Genomic DNA, 14,813 nt, shown 5'->3' with positions numbered 1-14,813 from the left:
GGATATGCAGGGGGAAGCAATTTTGATAGATGTTTTGATTACAGGAAAAAAAGTACGGTTGAGGAATGTCCAACAGGACGATTTGAAAACCTTATGGAGTTTAAGGTATGGAGAAGAAAATCCTATGTGGAAAAAATGGGATACACCTTACTCAGCTAATGAAATTATGGATTATCCTACGTACATTAACAATGAGATGAAACTACGGAGATACGATCAAAAATTAGGTGTTTTCTCTGAATTATTAATAGAAAGGGAACACCAAATAATCGGGTCGGTTGTTTATTATTGGGAGAATGAACCAGCAAGATGGCTAGAAATCGGAATTACCATATATGAACCAAGATATTGGAATGGCGGTTATGGAACGGAAGCCATTAGCCTATTCATTCCTTATTTATTTCAAAATTTAACCATTGAAAGGATAGGATTGACGACGTGGTCTGGAAATGAACGAATGATGACGGTCGCTGAAAAAGTAGGAATGCAACTTGAGGGTAGAATAAGGAAATGCATTTATCACGATGGGATTTACTACGATTCCATCAAGATGGGGATGTTACGTGAAGAATGGCAAGCGAGAAACGAATGAACGATAATCACTTTTTTTAAAAAATGTAAAAAAACACCTGGATTACCTTGGGAATAATTTGACGCTGTTTTCTCTTTTTTATTCTGTTATTCTAGGGAGGTGCTTAACGAGGAGGTTAAAGGATGAAATTATCAGTTGTATTACCGATGATCATAACTCTTAGTGTCATCATACTTGGACTAGCATTCCCTTGGGAAACCACAAGCAAGGCTTCGAATGGTGCTAAAAAACATGTTATTAAACAAGGTGAATCGATATGGGATATCGCTAAGCAGCATGGAGTTCCAATTCAAACGTTAAAAGAAGTCAATAATAACAAGAATAATGTTGCTGAACCAGGCAAAACATTGATTATTCCGCATTTCATGAATGAAACCGATAAAGAATTATTAGCTAGATTGGTTCATGCTGAGGCAAAAGGTGAGCCATATAGAGGCAAGGTAGAAGTAGCAGGAGTCGTGTTAAATCGTCTTGATAGTGACGAATTCCCTGAAACAGTAAGAGAAGTGATTTATCAAAAAAATCAATTCTCTCCTGTTGATGATGGTAGCATTAACAAACCTGCTGGAGAAGATGCAGTACGGGCAGTAAATGAAGCAATAGCCATTCACGGCTATACGAATGATGCATTATATTTTTGGAATCCAAGTATATCCGACAGTGTGTGGATGGAAAAATTAGAAGTGGTTAAAATTATCGGTGGCCACCATTTTGCCATTTGATCATGAAGCCTGACCGTCTACGGTCAGGCCTTTTTCAATAAAAGAGTATTTCCTCAAAAACGTTATAGTCGAAAAGGGCTGATGAATGGAATTACTTACTTTAATGCATTCTGGAAGTAGGATATAATTGAAAAGGAAATTGAAAAAGTGGTTCAATGAATAAGGAGTTGTAAGATGGCTAATACGCACGTTTATACAAAAAAAGAGGAAGTATTCAATGCAATCACCCATGGAATTGGTGTCTTATTAAGCATTGCCGCTCTTGTTTTATTAATAATTTTCTCTGCTCATCAAGGATCGGCTTCACTCATTGTGATTTCGATCATTTATGGAGTTTCTATGCTCCTTTTATATGTAGCTTCTACTTTAGTGCATAGCTTTCCTGAGGGGAAATTGAAAGACCTTTTTGAGATTTTTGATCACTCGGCCATTTATATATTTATTGCGGGCACGTATACACCAATCATGCTGCTCGTCATTCAAGGGGCTTTAGGATGGACGCTACTGGGAGTTGTATGGGGTGTGGCAGTGGTAGGAGTCATCTTCAAGGCTTTCTTTGTTAAGAAGTTTCTTTATCTATCCACGATTTTATATATCGCAATGGGGTGGATGATTGTACTGGCATGGGGCCCGCTAACCAACACCATGCCAGCAGCAGGCATACAATTACTTATAGCCGGAGGATTACTTTATACTTTCGGTGCCATCTTTTATGTATGGCGTGGTTTTCCTTTTCACCATGCTGTATGGCATCTCTTCGTGCTTGCAGGATCTGTGGCACACTTCTTTGTAGTTTTATTTTATATTATCCCTCTATAACTAGAGGGATTATCTTTATATAAATAAATTCGTGTTTTAAATTCTACTATTTAGGTAATAGATAAGAAAAGAGACTTAGGAGGAAACCATATGAAGAAATCTTTAAAAGTACTTTCGGTCCCATTTGCTGCTATGCTTGTATTAGCAGGATGTGGAGAAGATGACGAGGTAAAGAATCCGCCGGTACAAGAAAATGAAAACCAAGCGGAAACAAATCCTGAAAAGGGAACAGAAACCAATGAAAAGCTTCCATTTACTTTCAAAGCCTTTAACCTAGAAGTTGATTATAAAGGGAATAACAATGACTATGAAGCGGAATATGATACCATGGGTGCTCAAACGGAAGCTTCTATCGATGATGAATCTAATAAACATGAAGTTCATGGTGATGAAGCGATGGAAGAATTGACGCCAATTTTAGAAAAGTTGACGTTCACCCAGGACTCTACGGATGATGAGGTCATACAAGAGGTGACTAAAGCCTTTAACTTAAAAGAGGATTACCAAGAGTTCGAATTGGAAGTTACGTATAGCGATGGAAAAACAAAGGTATATAAAGTCGTTAATAAATAAAAACAATCGTGATAGAATATATTCAAGAGTTGTCAAATCTTAATTGTTATAGTAAAATGGTGTAGGTAAACAAAGGGGTTTATCATACTTTTACTATGCTATTTAATTCGGGCTTATGGGGATAGGACCGTAGTAAATACATATAAAAAAAGAGTCTTTTTTCTAAAAAGAGTCTTTTTTTATTTTTCTGAAAAATAAAGCCCGACTTTAAACGATATAGACAGGGGGTACCAAATCCATGGTATCTACCTGTCTTTATTTTGTCTATTAGGAAATAGAGATATTTTTTTTCGGAAGCATTTTAGCTGAAGCAAGTCTAGCGCGAATGGAAACACCTAACCAGGATGCTAGGAGGGCTTTCAGGATACCTACGATTAAGAATGGTGCGAATCCACTAGCAATGGCAGCTGTCCAAGTTAATGCAGCTGCATATTTCAACCATATTGTTCCAATGGTTAATGTTATCATCATGCCAATGATATTAGCTATGAGTGCAATGGGAAATGTAAAACGGGTTTTTTCCAAAATCCAGCCGGTAATGAAAACAGTAGGGATATAAGACAATAAATAGCCACCAGTAGGACCGAAAATCTTTGCCAGTCCTCCAGACATTTCTGCAAAGACAGGCACACCAGCTGCACCAATGAATAAGTACAAAACTACCGAATAAGTACCATAACGAGCACCCAGGATCGTAGCGGCAAGTCCAACGGCCAGAGTTTGTCCTGTAATAGGCACGAGCGGGAGTGGAATGGTTAGTTGGGAAAGGATTCCGATAATAGCTGCAAATAAGGCTGTGATTATCATCATTCTTAATTTTTCATGACTCGTATTCATAGCGTTTCCTCCTAATGTAAACTAATTTATTATTTGGTTAACAAATAAAATTTTATTATAGGATGTAAATACTGTCAATATCTTTTGTTTTTTCTGAAGTTTGAAGGAAGAAAATTGGATTGCATATAAGGGGGAGTGTAAAGAATATAGGGATCTATAAGCCTGATATTTAGCTCAACTCGAACATTTATCAATATTACAGGTATAGCTGTATGTTCACCACTTTGTAAATGAGGGTGGAATCATGAAAGAGCAGACAAAATGGATTTCATCATTTGACTGCCTTCACATAGGAATAATCGGGGCCCATGTGAAGATAGTCATTCATTTACACCAGACTAGATTTATTTTTCATCTAGCTTTTTTACAGTTTCCCCTTCAATTAAGACTGGTTGGTAATGATTTTCATTGGGTAAGCCCTTCTTTCCTTGTAATTTCTTGATCAACCAATCAGCTGCATCATGACCCATTTGTTCTTGTGGGTGTGTTAAAGTCGTTAATTTGATATTAGCATTTTTCGCAATATAAGAATTGTCCTGGCCAATAATTGATAATTGTTCCGGAATGGAAATATCAAGTTGTCTGCATACATTTACTACTTCTAACCCTACCTCGTCGTTATAGCAAACAATGGCAGTCAACATGTCTCTATTTTCGTTTAAGAACCGCTTCAAGTTCTTGTGCAAGTCTAGCTTCGTTTCTGTAGTATATGAAAGCAATTGTTCGGGTTGAAAGCGTAATTTTGCTTCTCCAAGTGCTTTTATATATCCCTTCATTCGATATTTTCCTTGTAAATCATCCATTTTTGATATGAACCCAATTTGGGTGTGTCCATTGGAAATTAATTCTTTTGTCGCGAGATAGCTCGACTGCACATCATCTAGGCAAAAGAAAGGAACTTCTAATTCTTCATAATAAGCGTTAATCATGATGAATGGTACCTCTTGTTCCTTAAATGTTAGGTAGTAAGCAATGTTGGGATTGTATAGATTGCTTTTTGTAGGTTCAACAATCAAACCATCTACGCCAAAGGATAACATCATTTCCAAAGCTTTTTTTTCTTGTTCGACGTCATTATTTGTACTGGCCAATAGTAAGGAATAATTATTTTCATTTAATCTTTTTTCGATTCCCCGGATAATAGAAGGGAAAATGTAATCCGATATGTAGGTCGTGATGACACCAATCGTTTTATATTTGAAATTCCCACCAGACTTTAATTGATATTGATTACTAACATATGTCCCAGAACCTTTTTCACTTCTTAAGAATCCCTCGTTTGCTAATTCTAAAATGGACTTTCTTACAGTGTGTCGGCTAACGTTGTACATATCCTGCATAACGGACTCAGTAGGAATTTGTTCTCCTATACTATACTCACCTGTAAGGATTTTATTTTTTAAATCATCGACGATTACCTGATACTTTGGTTTCATTAAACCTCACCTCGTTTCGGTTGTTTGCATTCTTATTTATTTTCCTTTTAGATTTGTACGTACACATTTTAACATAAGCCTGAGTGGATTAAAACAAATTACCTCAGTTTGTGTATATGTTTTGGACAAAGCTATTAATACCTGATTTTTTACCATATCCTTTACTCCCTATCCCTATTCACTTAATATCCTAGATTCACTGCCTTTGAAGTGAGGATGAGGTTCAACTTAAAAGCTGTGAGTATAATTAATATTGTTTATTGACAAATGTACGTACAAAAAATATAATGGATTCATAAATGAATTCAAGCGCCTCCTGTATATTGAAAGCGCTATCGAAAGGGGGATTAACATGCAATCGAATCGATTAGAAATTATACAAGCGATTAACGAGGGTGATACTTCACTTGGAATCGAATTTGGCTCAACACGTATAAAAGCGGTGTTGATAGATAAACGTTATGAAACAATCGCATCTGGAAGTTATGAGTGGGAAAACCTTCTGGAAGATGGATTTTGGACATACAATTTAGTGGATATAATCACCGGTCTGCAAACAGCTTATAGTGAAATGAAGCAAGAAGTTGAACGAAATTACGGCATAACAATTCGGAAAATTGGATCTATTGGATTCTCTGCAATGATGCATGGTTATATGGCTTTTGACCATACAGGGGAGCTACTTGTTCCGTTTCGAACTTGGCGTAACTCAACAACTGGTGTTGCAGCAAAAGAATTAACTGATCAATTACAATTCAATATTCCTGAACGATGGAGTATTGCCCACCTTTATCAAGCAATATTAAATGAAGAGAAGCATTTGCCTCGTATTGATTGTATTACGACTTTGGCTGGATACATTCACTGGTTATTGACTGGTAATAAAGCAATTGGCATTGGGGATGCTTCAGGGATGTTCCCAATTGATGAATCAACGCATGATTACAATGAATTAATGATCAAGCGTTTTGATGAATTGATTGCTACGAAAGGTTATCCTTGGATGCTTAAAGAGATCCTTCCTAAAGTCTACGTTTCAGGCGAACAAGCGGGTGAATTAACCGAAGTGGGAGCGAAAATCCTGGATAGGTCCGGGAACTTACAACCCGGCATTCCGATTTGCCCACCAGAAGGCGATGCTGGAACGGGAATGGTTGCTACGAATAGTGTACGGAAACGTACCGGCAACGTCTCAGTGGGAACTTCCGTTTTTGCCATGATTGTACTAGAGAAAGAACTTTCAAAAGTATATCCGGAAATTGATATGGTAACTACACCAAATGGAAGTCCAGTTGGGATGGTCCATGCGAATAACTGTTCAAGTGACCTTAATGCATGGTTGGGATTGTTCCGTGAATTTTCTGATGCAATGGGACAAAAGGTTGAGACAAATAAATTATTTGAAGTAATGTTGAACAAAGCTCTGGAAGCGGATCCAGATGGTGGTGGTTTGCTTAGCTACGGTTATTTCTCAGGTGAAAATATTACAGGATTTGAAAAAGGACGACCACTATTTGTACGCTCGCCTGAGAGTCGTTTCAATTTAGCGAACTTCATGCGGACTCACCTTTTTACTGCTTTCGGTGCTTTAAATATCGGAATGGGTATTTTGACAAAGGAAGAAAATGTTGCGATTGATCGTATTTTGGCTCACGGTGGTTTATTTAAAACCCCACTTGTTGTACAAAAAATCGTTGCCGCTGCAATGAATACGCCAGTATCGGTAATGTCAACAGCAGGTGAAGGTGGACCGTGGGGAATGGCGATTCTTGCCTCATACATGTTGAATAAAAATCAAAAAGAAAGTTTAGAAGACTTCCTCGACCAAAAAGTATTCAAAGATATGGATGGGCAGGAAATTTATCCTGACCAAGTAGATATTGAAGGATATGAAACATTTATTGAAAGATACAGGAAGGGCTTAGTAATTGAGCAGGCAGCTGTTGACAATTTGATGTTATGAGTTGGAAAACTGGAGGGGTTGACGTGTTAGAACAACTGAAAGAAGAGGTATATCAAGCAAATTTGGACTTGCCTAAATATGGTCTCGTGAAATATACATGGGGAAATGCAAGTGCCATTGACCGTGAAAGTGGTTTATTTGTTATCAAACCTAGTGGTGTTGATTACGAAACAATGAAAGCCAGCGATATGGTAGTTGTCGATTTAGATGGCAATGTTGTTGAAGGAGAGCTGAGGCCTTCATCAGATACAGCGACTCACGCAGTACTTTATAAATATTACCAAGAAATCGGCGGCATTGTTCATACTCATTCAACTTGGGCGACAATCTGGGCTCAAGCAGGCCTTGATGTTCCAGCGATGGGGACTACTCACGCAGATACATTTTACGGATCGGTCCCTTGTGCGCGCTATCTAACACAAGAGGAAATTGATCGTGGGTACGAAGTGGAGACTGGGAAGGTAATCATCGAAACATTTGAAGAGCGTGGGTTGGATATTTTAGCCGTTCCTGGCGTATTACTTCATGGTCATGGACCGTTTACATGGGGTAAAGATGCAAAATCCGCTGTCATGAACAGTGTGGTCTTGGATGAAGTTTCGAAAATGAATTTATTCACAAGGGAATTAAATCATTTTGCGAAAGAATTACCACAAAATATTTTGGATAAACATTATTTACGAAAACATGGAAAAAACGCTTATTATGGTCAAAAGTAAGAGGAACTCTACCAAGTTATCAAACCAGTAGATTAAGAAAAGAGGGTTATTATGTTAACAACAGACACTAAGGAATTTTGGTTTGTCGTAGGATCACAACATCTGTATGGAGAAGATGCGTTAGCACAGGTCAAGGCTCATGCACAAACGATAACCGATGCATTAAATGAATGTGGCATGTTGCCATACCCAATTGTTTTGCAAGATCTAGCTGTTAGTGCGGATAGAATAACAAACATCATGAAAGAAGCCAATTATCGTGATGAAGTTGCCGGCGTCATTACTTGGATGCATACTTTTTCACCTGCGAAAATGTGGATTCGTGGAACAAAACTATTACAAAAACCATTGCTGCATTTAGCCACTCAATTCAATGAAAGCATTCCTTGGGCTACAATAGATATGGACTTTATGAACTTAAACCAATCCGCTCATGGTGACCGTGAATATGGTTTTATCAATGCCCGTTTGAACAAACAAAATAAAGTGGTTGTAGGTTATTGGGAACGCCCTGAAGTGCGCCGACAAATTGCACAATGGATGGACGTAGCGGTTGCTTATAACGAAAGCTTCAATATTAAGGTCGCTCGCTTCGGAGACAACATGCGAAACGTTGGGGTAACTGAAGGGGATAAAATTGAAGCACAAATCCAATTTGGATGGACAGTCGACTATTTTGGAATAGGGGACCTTGTTAAATATGTAAATGCAGTTACAGATGAAGAAATTGACGCATTATTTGCAGAATATGAAGGACTCTATGAATTTGAATATGGTACATACAGCAGGGAAGCTTGGGAAAAAAGCGTAAAGGTACAGGCAAGCTATGAAATTGCAATTAAACGTTTCCTTGATGACGGTGGTTATACGGCATTCACAACGAATTTCGAAGATTTATATGGAATGAAACAGCTTCCTGGTCTTGCCGTCCAACGTTTGATGGCGCAGGGATATGGCTTTGCGGGTGAAGGAGATTGGAAGACGGCAGCACTTGATCGCTTACTGAAAGTGATGAGCCATAACCAATCAACTGGCTTTATGGAGGATTACACATATGAATTAGCTGCCGGACAAGAATCAATCCTACAGTCACATATGCTTGAAGTCGATCCAACTTTAGCAAGCAATAAACCGAAAATGGTCGTATCTCCATTAGGTATAGGCAATCGTGAAGACCCGGCACGTTTAGTATTCGATGGTAAAGCGGGAGACGGTGTCGTTGTTTCCATGGCTGACTTTGGAACAAACTATAAACTTTTAATTAATGAAGTTTCTGCTTTTGAACCATCTGTTCCAGCACCAAACCTTCCAGTGGCCCGTGTACTTTGGGAAGTTAAGCCAAACTTCCAAGATGGAGTGAAAGCTTGGCTAGAGAATGGTGGGGGGCACCATACAGTTGTGTCATTGAATTTAACAACAGACCAAATCATAACCTATGCAAAATTAGTAGGTTTGGATTACGTAGTTATTAAGTAATGTTTTTCCCTCCTCGGGAGATTGGCTTCCGAGGAGGGGAAAATTAGATTCGTAAATCCTGAAATTATTTTGTAGGCGTGCTTTATTTTTTAGGGTAAGATGAAAGCGTTTTATTGACTGAATAATGACACAGAATTCATCCTTATAAGCAATAGTTGTAAACTATTAGGGTTTCTTAGAAAGAAATTAATACTTTTATAGTATAGGGATTTTTTGAATGTAATTTTATAACCTTTGGGAGGAAACATTAATGGTTAATGAAAAGAAAATCTCAAGTGGATTCATTTATTTTTTTGGGGCATTTGGAGGCATTCTCTTCGGTTATGATATCGGCGTTATGACGGGTGCTTTGCCTTTTTTGCAACATGATTGGAATCTTCAAAACAACCCTAGTGCTATAGGTTGGATCACCTCTTCCTTGATGTTTGGAGCTATTTTTGGTGGTGCCCTGGCTGGACAACTTTCAGATCGTTTAGGACGGCGCAAAATGATTTTAATATCTTCTATCATTTTTGCTTTTGGGTCTATTTTAGCAGGTGTATCCCCTCATAAAGGGATTCTATTTATGATTGTTGCTCGTATTTTATTAGGGATAGCTGTTGGTGCTGCCTCTGCGTTAGTCCCAGCCTATATGTCTGAAATGGCACCTGCCCGTTTACGTGGACGGTTGTCCGGAATTAATCAAACAATGATTGTTTCCGGAATGTTACTTTCGTACATTATTGCTTATCTATTGAAAGACTTACCAGGTACCATGGCATGGCGTTTGATGCTAAGTTTGGCTGCCGTACCTGCTTTGATTTTGTTTATCGGGGTGTTAAGGTTACCGGAATCACCACGCTTTTTGATTAAGAATAATAAGATTAGTGAAGCACGTAAAGTGATGAGCTATATTCGATCTAACAAAGAACAAATTGATTCTGAAATAAAACAAATTCAAGACACTGCCAAAGAGGAAACGAAAGTAAATCAAAAAGCGTCATGGGGAACCCTTTTAAGCAGTAAATACCGTTATCTAGTAATAGCTGGGGTCGGGGTAGCTGCGTTTCAACAATTCCAGGGAGCAAACGCAATTTTTTATTATATTCCTATGATTGTAGAAAAAGCAACAGGGCATGAAGCCAGCTCAGTATTGATGTGGCCAATTATTCAAGGGGTTATACTTGTATTAGGTTCATTATTATTCTTAATGATTGCTGATAAATTCAATCGCCGTACTTTATTAACGATAGGCGGAACTATTATGGGGCTATCCTTTATTTTGCCCGCAATATTGAATGTATTAATTCCTGATGCAAATCCGATGATGATGGTTGTTTTTTTAAGTATTTATGTTGCGCTATATTCATTCACGTGGGCGCCTTTAACATGGGTTATCGTTGGAGAAATTTTCCCACTGGCGATTCGTGGCCGTGCATCCGGGTTAGCTTCATCATTTAACTGGATTGGATCTTTCTTGGTTGGATTGCTATTCCCTATCATGACAGCAACGATTTCTCAAGAAGCCGTTTTTGCAATATTCGGTGTTATATGTTTGCTTGGTGTTCTATTTATCCGGACATGTGTTCCTGAAACTCGAGGTCATTCTTTAGAGGAAATTGAAAAAAACGGATCAATAAAACCAGCCAAGGGAGAAAGTGCTTAAATTACAATTACGAGATTTTGAGCAAGTTAAATCAGGTAGGGTAATCTGGTTATTATATTCTACAGGCACATCATAAACTCTTATGATTCCTAACTTAAGGCCGAAGTGAATACTTCGGGCTTTTGTCTTTTTACTATAAAAAAAGATATGGTGTTTTAGCTTTTAATTAAAGAAGAATTTAATAGGGTAGGAGCCGAAATAATGAAAGTATCACATAGCTCATTTGGAAAAAATATATTGCTGTTTACTATGGAAAATAATCATGGAGTAAGAATGGAAGTTACAAACTTTGGAGCAAGAATCGTCAATCTTTTTGTTCCAACGGAATCAGGTCCCAATAATATCGTATTGGGATTTGACACGATTGAAGATTACCAAAAAGAAACATATTATGGAGCTACAATCGGTAGAGTGGCAGGAAGAATAAGAAATGGTGAATTTTCAATTGGTGAATCCCGGTACAAAACATCTGTAAATCAATTGGGGAATACATTACACGGTGGCAATCCCGGGTTCGATGAAAAAATATGGGATTATGAAGTGAAGGAGAATGATGAAAGTGCGTCAATCACTTTTTCAACTCACTCACCTGATGGAGAAAATGGCTTTCCGGGGAATTTGAATGTAAGTGTGACGTATACATTGGATAACTTAAATACTTGGTCAGTGAACTATCAAGCAAAAAGTGATAAAGACACAATTTTTAATCCGACCAATCACGTCTATTTTAACTTAACAGGGCACCCTAGCAATCCAATCGATAATCATTTCTTACAAATTTTTTCTGAAGAGTTTGCGCCAGTAAATGAAGATACCACGGTAACTGGGGAAAAGCGAAGCACGATTGGCACGCCTTATGACTTTCGTACGCCAAAGGAATTACGTTCAACCTTTGAAGCTATTGACGCAGAGGTTGAAAAGGTTCAAGGGATCGATCATCCATTTTTCCTTACCTCTTTAGGAATTCAGCAAATTGCAGCCAAATTAATTAGTCCTGACGGGAAAATAACAGTCGTGGTATACACAGATGAACCTGCAGTTGTCATTTACACGGCAAACTTTGTGAAAGGTGTTCCACTGATGCATGGAGAAAAATTAAGTCAACATGGTGGAATAACGTTTGAAACCCAAGCTGCTCCAGGAGCGGAGGAATTTGAAGGTTTTGGAGATATTCTGCTTTTGGCAGGCGAAAGTTATACGTCCCAAACAAAGTTCAAAATCGAGGTTAGCCCCCGTTAAGTTGAAGTTTCTACCATACGTGAGGATCCGGTCCAGCAGTCGGGACTTAGGGCAATTGAGCATATAGAGGTAAAAATAATAAAGTTCACAAGAGAATATTAAACACGTAGCACCTCCTGAGGACGATTAATCATAGGAGGTGCTTTATTTACGCCACGACAAAATACAACAATTTCCCCGAACATTATTTCTATAGTTAATCCTCTAAATGAATATCGAAAGAAATGGCGAACACTTTATATTCCTATCGAAATTGGGCAATTGTAGTAGGTCCGAATTAAGGCGGATTTATTATATTTGTGAAACCTTTCCTGCTTTCATTCGTATTAATGGTGATTAAAGTATAATATGGTTTTTATCCCCTAACTCTAAATGGTATCAAATGAAAAGAAAGAGGAGGTAGCGGCTAAATTAAATGATACTCATTTTTTTGGGGGAAGAAAACCTTATGTAAGGGATGAAAATATGGAGTTGTATGGAGTACCACTAGAAACCGTCTATCTATATGGATTAATTTTATCTGGAGGACTGACATTTTTAATCATTTTGTTTAATGATGTATTTTCTGGATTAGAACTTCCGGATATTTTTAATCCTACTTTGATTTTTAGTTTTTTGACGATTTTTTTTGCAAGTGGCTTTCTGTTTGAATCAGTTACAGATCTCCATGCCGGTGTGATTGTAAGCCTTTCTTTTTTACTGGCATTAACAATCGTCACATTATTGAATGTGTTTGTTTTGATTCCCGTTTCAAGGGCGGAGTCAAGCTTAACCTTTCATGATCATGATTTGAGGGGAAGGGTGGGACTGGTCTTAACGACAGTTCCGGTAGACGGGTTTGGCGAAGTGTTAATACAGAGTAATAGCGGCAGTATTTCTAAGACTGCGGCAAGTTTCAAAAATGAACAAATCGCTTCAGAAACTAAAGTCTTGATCATTGAGGTGAAAAATGGGGTTGTCTATGTCATGCCCCATTATAATTAAAGAGGGTTGAGGAGGGAATGTTTATGACAAGTTTAATATGGATCGTTATTGCTATTGTTGCTTTTTTACTTATTGCACTTATTGCTGTCTTTGTTACGAAGTACCGTACGGCTGGTCCTGATGAAGCATTAATTATTACTGGAAGTTATTTGGGGAATAAAAACGTACATGCCGATGAATCAGGAAATAAAATAAAAATTGTCCGGGGTGGAGGAGCCTTTGTCCTTCCGGTTTTCCAGCAAGCAGAACCGTTAAGCCTGCTATCGAGTAAACTGGAGGTTTCTACGCCTGAAGTATATACGGAACAAGGTGTACCAGTTATGGCAGATGGTGTATCCATCATTAAAATCGGTAGTTCCATAACGGACATAGCCACGGCTGCTGAACAATTTCTAGGAAAGACCAAGGACGATCGTGAACAGGAAGCCCGTGAAGTGCTAGAAGGACATTTAAGATCTATCCTTGGCTCCATGACCGTTGAAGAAATCTATAAAAATCGTGAAAAATTTTCACAGGAAGTTCAGCGGGTCGCTTCTCAAGATTTAGCAAAAATGGGGCTAATCATTGTGTCTTTTACAATAAAAGATGTGCGTGATAAAAACGGTTATCTTGATTCACTAGGGAAGCCAAGAATTGCCCAAGTAAAAAGGGATGCGGATATTGCAACGGCTGATGCTGAAAAAGAAACCAGGATTAAACGGGCGGAAGCTTCAAAAGAGGCCCAACGTGCTGAACTTGAGAGGGCAACGGAAATAGCGGAAGCCGAAAAAATCAATAAGTTAAAGGTTGCAGAGTTTCGCCGGGAGCAGGACATTGCTAAAGCACGTGCAGACCAAGCATATGATCTTGAAACAGCCCGTTCAAAGCAAGATGTAATGGAACACGAAATGCAAATCAGGATTATTGAACGGCAAAAGCAAATTGAGCTTGAAGAAAAAGAAATTCTTCGCCGAGAAAAGCAATATGATTCCGAAGTGAAGAAAAAAGCGGATGCTGACCGTTATTCGGTGGAGCAAGCGGCTTCGGCAAATAAGATGAAACAAATAACTGAAGCTGATGCAGATAAGTATAAAATTGAAGCAATGGCAAAAGCGGAAGCGGAACGTATCCGGTTGGATGGACTTGCCAAAGCCGATGCACAAAGGGCCCAGGGGACAACAGATGCCGATATCATCCGTTTAAAAGGGGTGGCAGAGGCCGAAGCAAAACAGAAGATTGCTGAAGCATTTGAACAGTTTGGTCAAGCGGCCGTGATGGATATGATCCTGAAAATGCTCCCGGAGTATGCAAAACAAATAGCTTCTCCACTGGGTAACATTGATAAAATAACGGTAGTGGATACGGGTGGGAATGGTGTAAATGGGGGTGCTAACAAAGTGACCTCTTACGCGACGAACCTCATGTCCACACTACAAGAGTCCTTAAAGGAATCTTCAGGCATTGATGTGAAAGACTTGCTTGATAACTTTTCAGGTAAGCGAAATATATACCCGCCCACGGTGAATCAAGAAAATGTAGACATGAATGCGACGATCGGTGCAGGGAAAGAAGAATTGGAGAAGACTATTTTATAAAATAGGGTAAGCAGAAAAGGATAGGAAACACTCGGTGGGGATAATTGTGAAATTTCAATGTAAAGAAAAATTTGAATTTAAACTAAAATTTATTGGTTCATCCTACTATTTGATTGTAAATTCCTGGTATACACAGTATTAGAGTTAGCCATTTAATATGTAGTAAAATAAGGGTTCCATTTAAATGTTAAATAGTAGCACCTCCTGGGTACGATGATTAAAGGAGGTGCTTTA

The 14,813-nt window shown here is 38.4% G+C and carries 13 protein-coding genes; 11 read left to right on the top strand and 2 right to left on the bottom strand.

Annotated features, from left to right (window positions below):
• Nucleotides 1–22 precede the first annotated feature (22 nt).
• The 4 genes from ACQKL6_RS03165 to ACQKL6_RS03150 all read left to right on the top strand — a co-directional run bounded on the left by ACQKL6_RS03165 (nt 23) and on the right by ACQKL6_RS03150 (nt 2,706).
• Nucleotides 23–592, top strand: a complete 570-nt coding sequence (locus ACQKL6_RS03165) for a GNAT family N-acetyltransferase (protein WP_402988293.1) — start codon at nt 23–25, stop codon at nt 590–592.
• A 122-nt stretch (nt 593–714) separates the two neighbouring features.
• A complete protein-coding gene (locus ACQKL6_RS03160; protein WP_402988296.1) occupies nt 715–1,314 on the top strand; it encodes a cell wall hydrolase in 600 nt (199 codons plus the stop codon).
• Nucleotides 1,315–1,488: 174 nt separating this feature from the next.
• Entirely contained in the window at nt 1,489–2,133 is a 645-nt protein-coding gene (gene trhA / locus ACQKL6_RS03155) for a PAQR family membrane homeostasis protein TrhA (protein ID WP_402868854.1), read from the top strand.
• A gap of 90 nt (nt 2,134–2,223) precedes the next feature.
• Nucleotides 2,224–2,706: a YusW family protein gene (locus ACQKL6_RS03150; protein WP_402956929.1), complete on the top strand. Its 483-nt coding sequence runs from the start codon at nt 2,224–2,226 to the stop codon at nt 2,704–2,706.
• Between the two features lie 267 nt (nt 2,707–2,973).
• Here the strand turns inward: ACQKL6_RS03150 and ACQKL6_RS03145 are convergent, their stop codons facing one another.
• Both ACQKL6_RS03145 and ACQKL6_RS03140 read right to left on the bottom strand, forming a co-directional pair.
• Complete coding sequence (locus ACQKL6_RS03145; protein WP_402868850.1) at nt 2,974–3,543, bottom strand: biotin transporter BioY; 570 nt, start codon at nt 3,541–3,543, stop codon at nt 2,974–2,976.
• 344 nt (nt 3,544–3,887) lie between these two features.
• Nucleotides 3,888–4,979 (bottom strand): GntR family transcriptional regulator, encoded by a 1,092-nt coding sequence (locus ACQKL6_RS03140; protein WP_402988298.1) that lies wholly within the window; start codon nt 4,977–4,979, stop codon nt 3,888–3,890.
• A gap of 352 nt (nt 4,980–5,331) precedes the next feature.
• Here ACQKL6_RS03140 and ACQKL6_RS03135 point away from each other — a divergent pair, with 352 nt between their 5' ends.
• From ACQKL6_RS03135 to ACQKL6_RS03105, 7 genes are all read left to right on the top strand, one after another.
• Nucleotides 5,332–6,942 carry a xylulokinase gene (locus tag ACQKL6_RS03135; protein ID WP_402988301.1) on the top strand — a complete coding sequence of 537 codons (1,611 nt, stop codon included), beginning with the start codon at nt 5,332–5,334 and terminating at the stop codon, nt 6,940–6,942.
• Between the two features lie 23 nt (nt 6,943–6,965).
• Complete coding sequence (locus tag ACQKL6_RS03130; protein ID WP_402956933.1) at nt 6,966–7,661, top strand: L-ribulose-5-phosphate 4-epimerase; 696 nt, start codon at nt 6,966–6,968, stop codon at nt 7,659–7,661.
• Nucleotides 7,662–7,712: 51 nt separating this feature from the next.
• Entirely contained in the window at nt 7,713–9,137 is a 1,425-nt protein-coding gene (gene araA / locus ACQKL6_RS03125; RefSeq protein ID WP_427650563.1) for an L-arabinose isomerase, read from the top strand.
• Between the two features lie 250 nt (nt 9,138–9,387).
• On the top strand, nt 9,388–10,782 hold the full coding sequence (locus tag ACQKL6_RS03120) for a sugar porter family MFS transporter (protein ID WP_427650561.1): 1,395 nt from the start codon (nt 9,388–9,390) through the stop codon (nt 10,780–10,782).
• A 201-nt stretch (nt 10,783–10,983) separates the two neighbouring features.
• Nucleotides 10,984–12,021 (top strand): aldose epimerase family protein, encoded by a 1,038-nt coding sequence (locus ACQKL6_RS03115; protein WP_427650559.1) that lies wholly within the window; start codon nt 10,984–10,986, stop codon nt 12,019–12,021.
• Between the two features lie 465 nt (nt 12,022–12,486).
• Nucleotides 12,487–13,005: a hypothetical protein gene (locus tag ACQKL6_RS03110; RefSeq protein WP_402956939.1), complete on the top strand. Its 519-nt coding sequence runs from the start codon at nt 12,487–12,489 to the stop codon at nt 13,003–13,005.
• 23 nt (nt 13,006–13,028) lie between these two features.
• A complete protein-coding gene (locus ACQKL6_RS03105; protein ID WP_402988316.1) occupies nt 13,029–14,579 on the top strand; it encodes a flotillin family protein in 1,551 nt (516 codons plus the stop codon).
• The last annotated feature ends 234 nt before the right edge of the window (nt 14,580–14,813 follow it).

The organism is Peribacillus sp. NPDC097197, from assembly GCF_050278025.1.
Taxonomy (GTDB): domain Bacteria; phylum Bacillota; class Bacilli; order Bacillales; family DSM-1321; genus Peribacillus.
This window is presented reverse-complemented; position numbering and strand designations above follow the sequence as displayed.

Coding starts and splice junctions, on each gene's coding strand:
- ACQKL6_RS03145 (WP_402868850.1), bottom strand. CDS start 3,543: ATGAATACGAGTCATGAAAAATTAAGAATGATGATAATCACAGCCTTA.
- ACQKL6_RS03160 (WP_402988296.1), top strand. CDS start 715: ATGAAATTATCAGTTGTATTACCGATGATCATAACTCTTAGTGTCATC.
- ACQKL6_RS03120 (WP_427650561.1), top strand. CDS start 9,388: ATGGTTAATGAAAAGAAAATCTCAAGTGGATTCATTTATTTTTTTGGG.
- ACQKL6_RS03110 (WP_402956939.1), top strand. CDS start 12,487: ATGGAGTTGTATGGAGTACCACTAGAAACCGTCTATCTATATGGATTA.
- araA (WP_427650563.1), top strand. CDS start 7,713: ATGTTAACAACAGACACTAAGGAATTTTGGTTTGTCGTAGGATCACAA.
- trhA (WP_402868854.1), top strand. CDS start 1,489: ATGGCTAATACGCACGTTTATACAAAAAAAGAGGAAGTATTCAATGCA.
- ACQKL6_RS03150 (WP_402956929.1), top strand. CDS start 2,224: ATGAAGAAATCTTTAAAAGTACTTTCGGTCCCATTTGCTGCTATGCTT.
- ACQKL6_RS03105 (WP_402988316.1), top strand. CDS start 13,029: ATGACAAGTTTAATATGGATCGTTATTGCTATTGTTGCTTTTTTACTT.
- ACQKL6_RS03115 (WP_427650559.1), top strand. CDS start 10,984: ATGAAAGTATCACATAGCTCATTTGGAAAAAATATATTGCTGTTTACT.
- ACQKL6_RS03140 (WP_402988298.1), bottom strand. CDS start 4,979: ATGAAACCAAAGTATCAGGTAATCGTCGATGATTTAAAAAATAAAATC.
- ACQKL6_RS03135 (WP_402988301.1), top strand. CDS start 5,332: ATGCAATCGAATCGATTAGAAATTATACAAGCGATTAACGAGGGTGAT.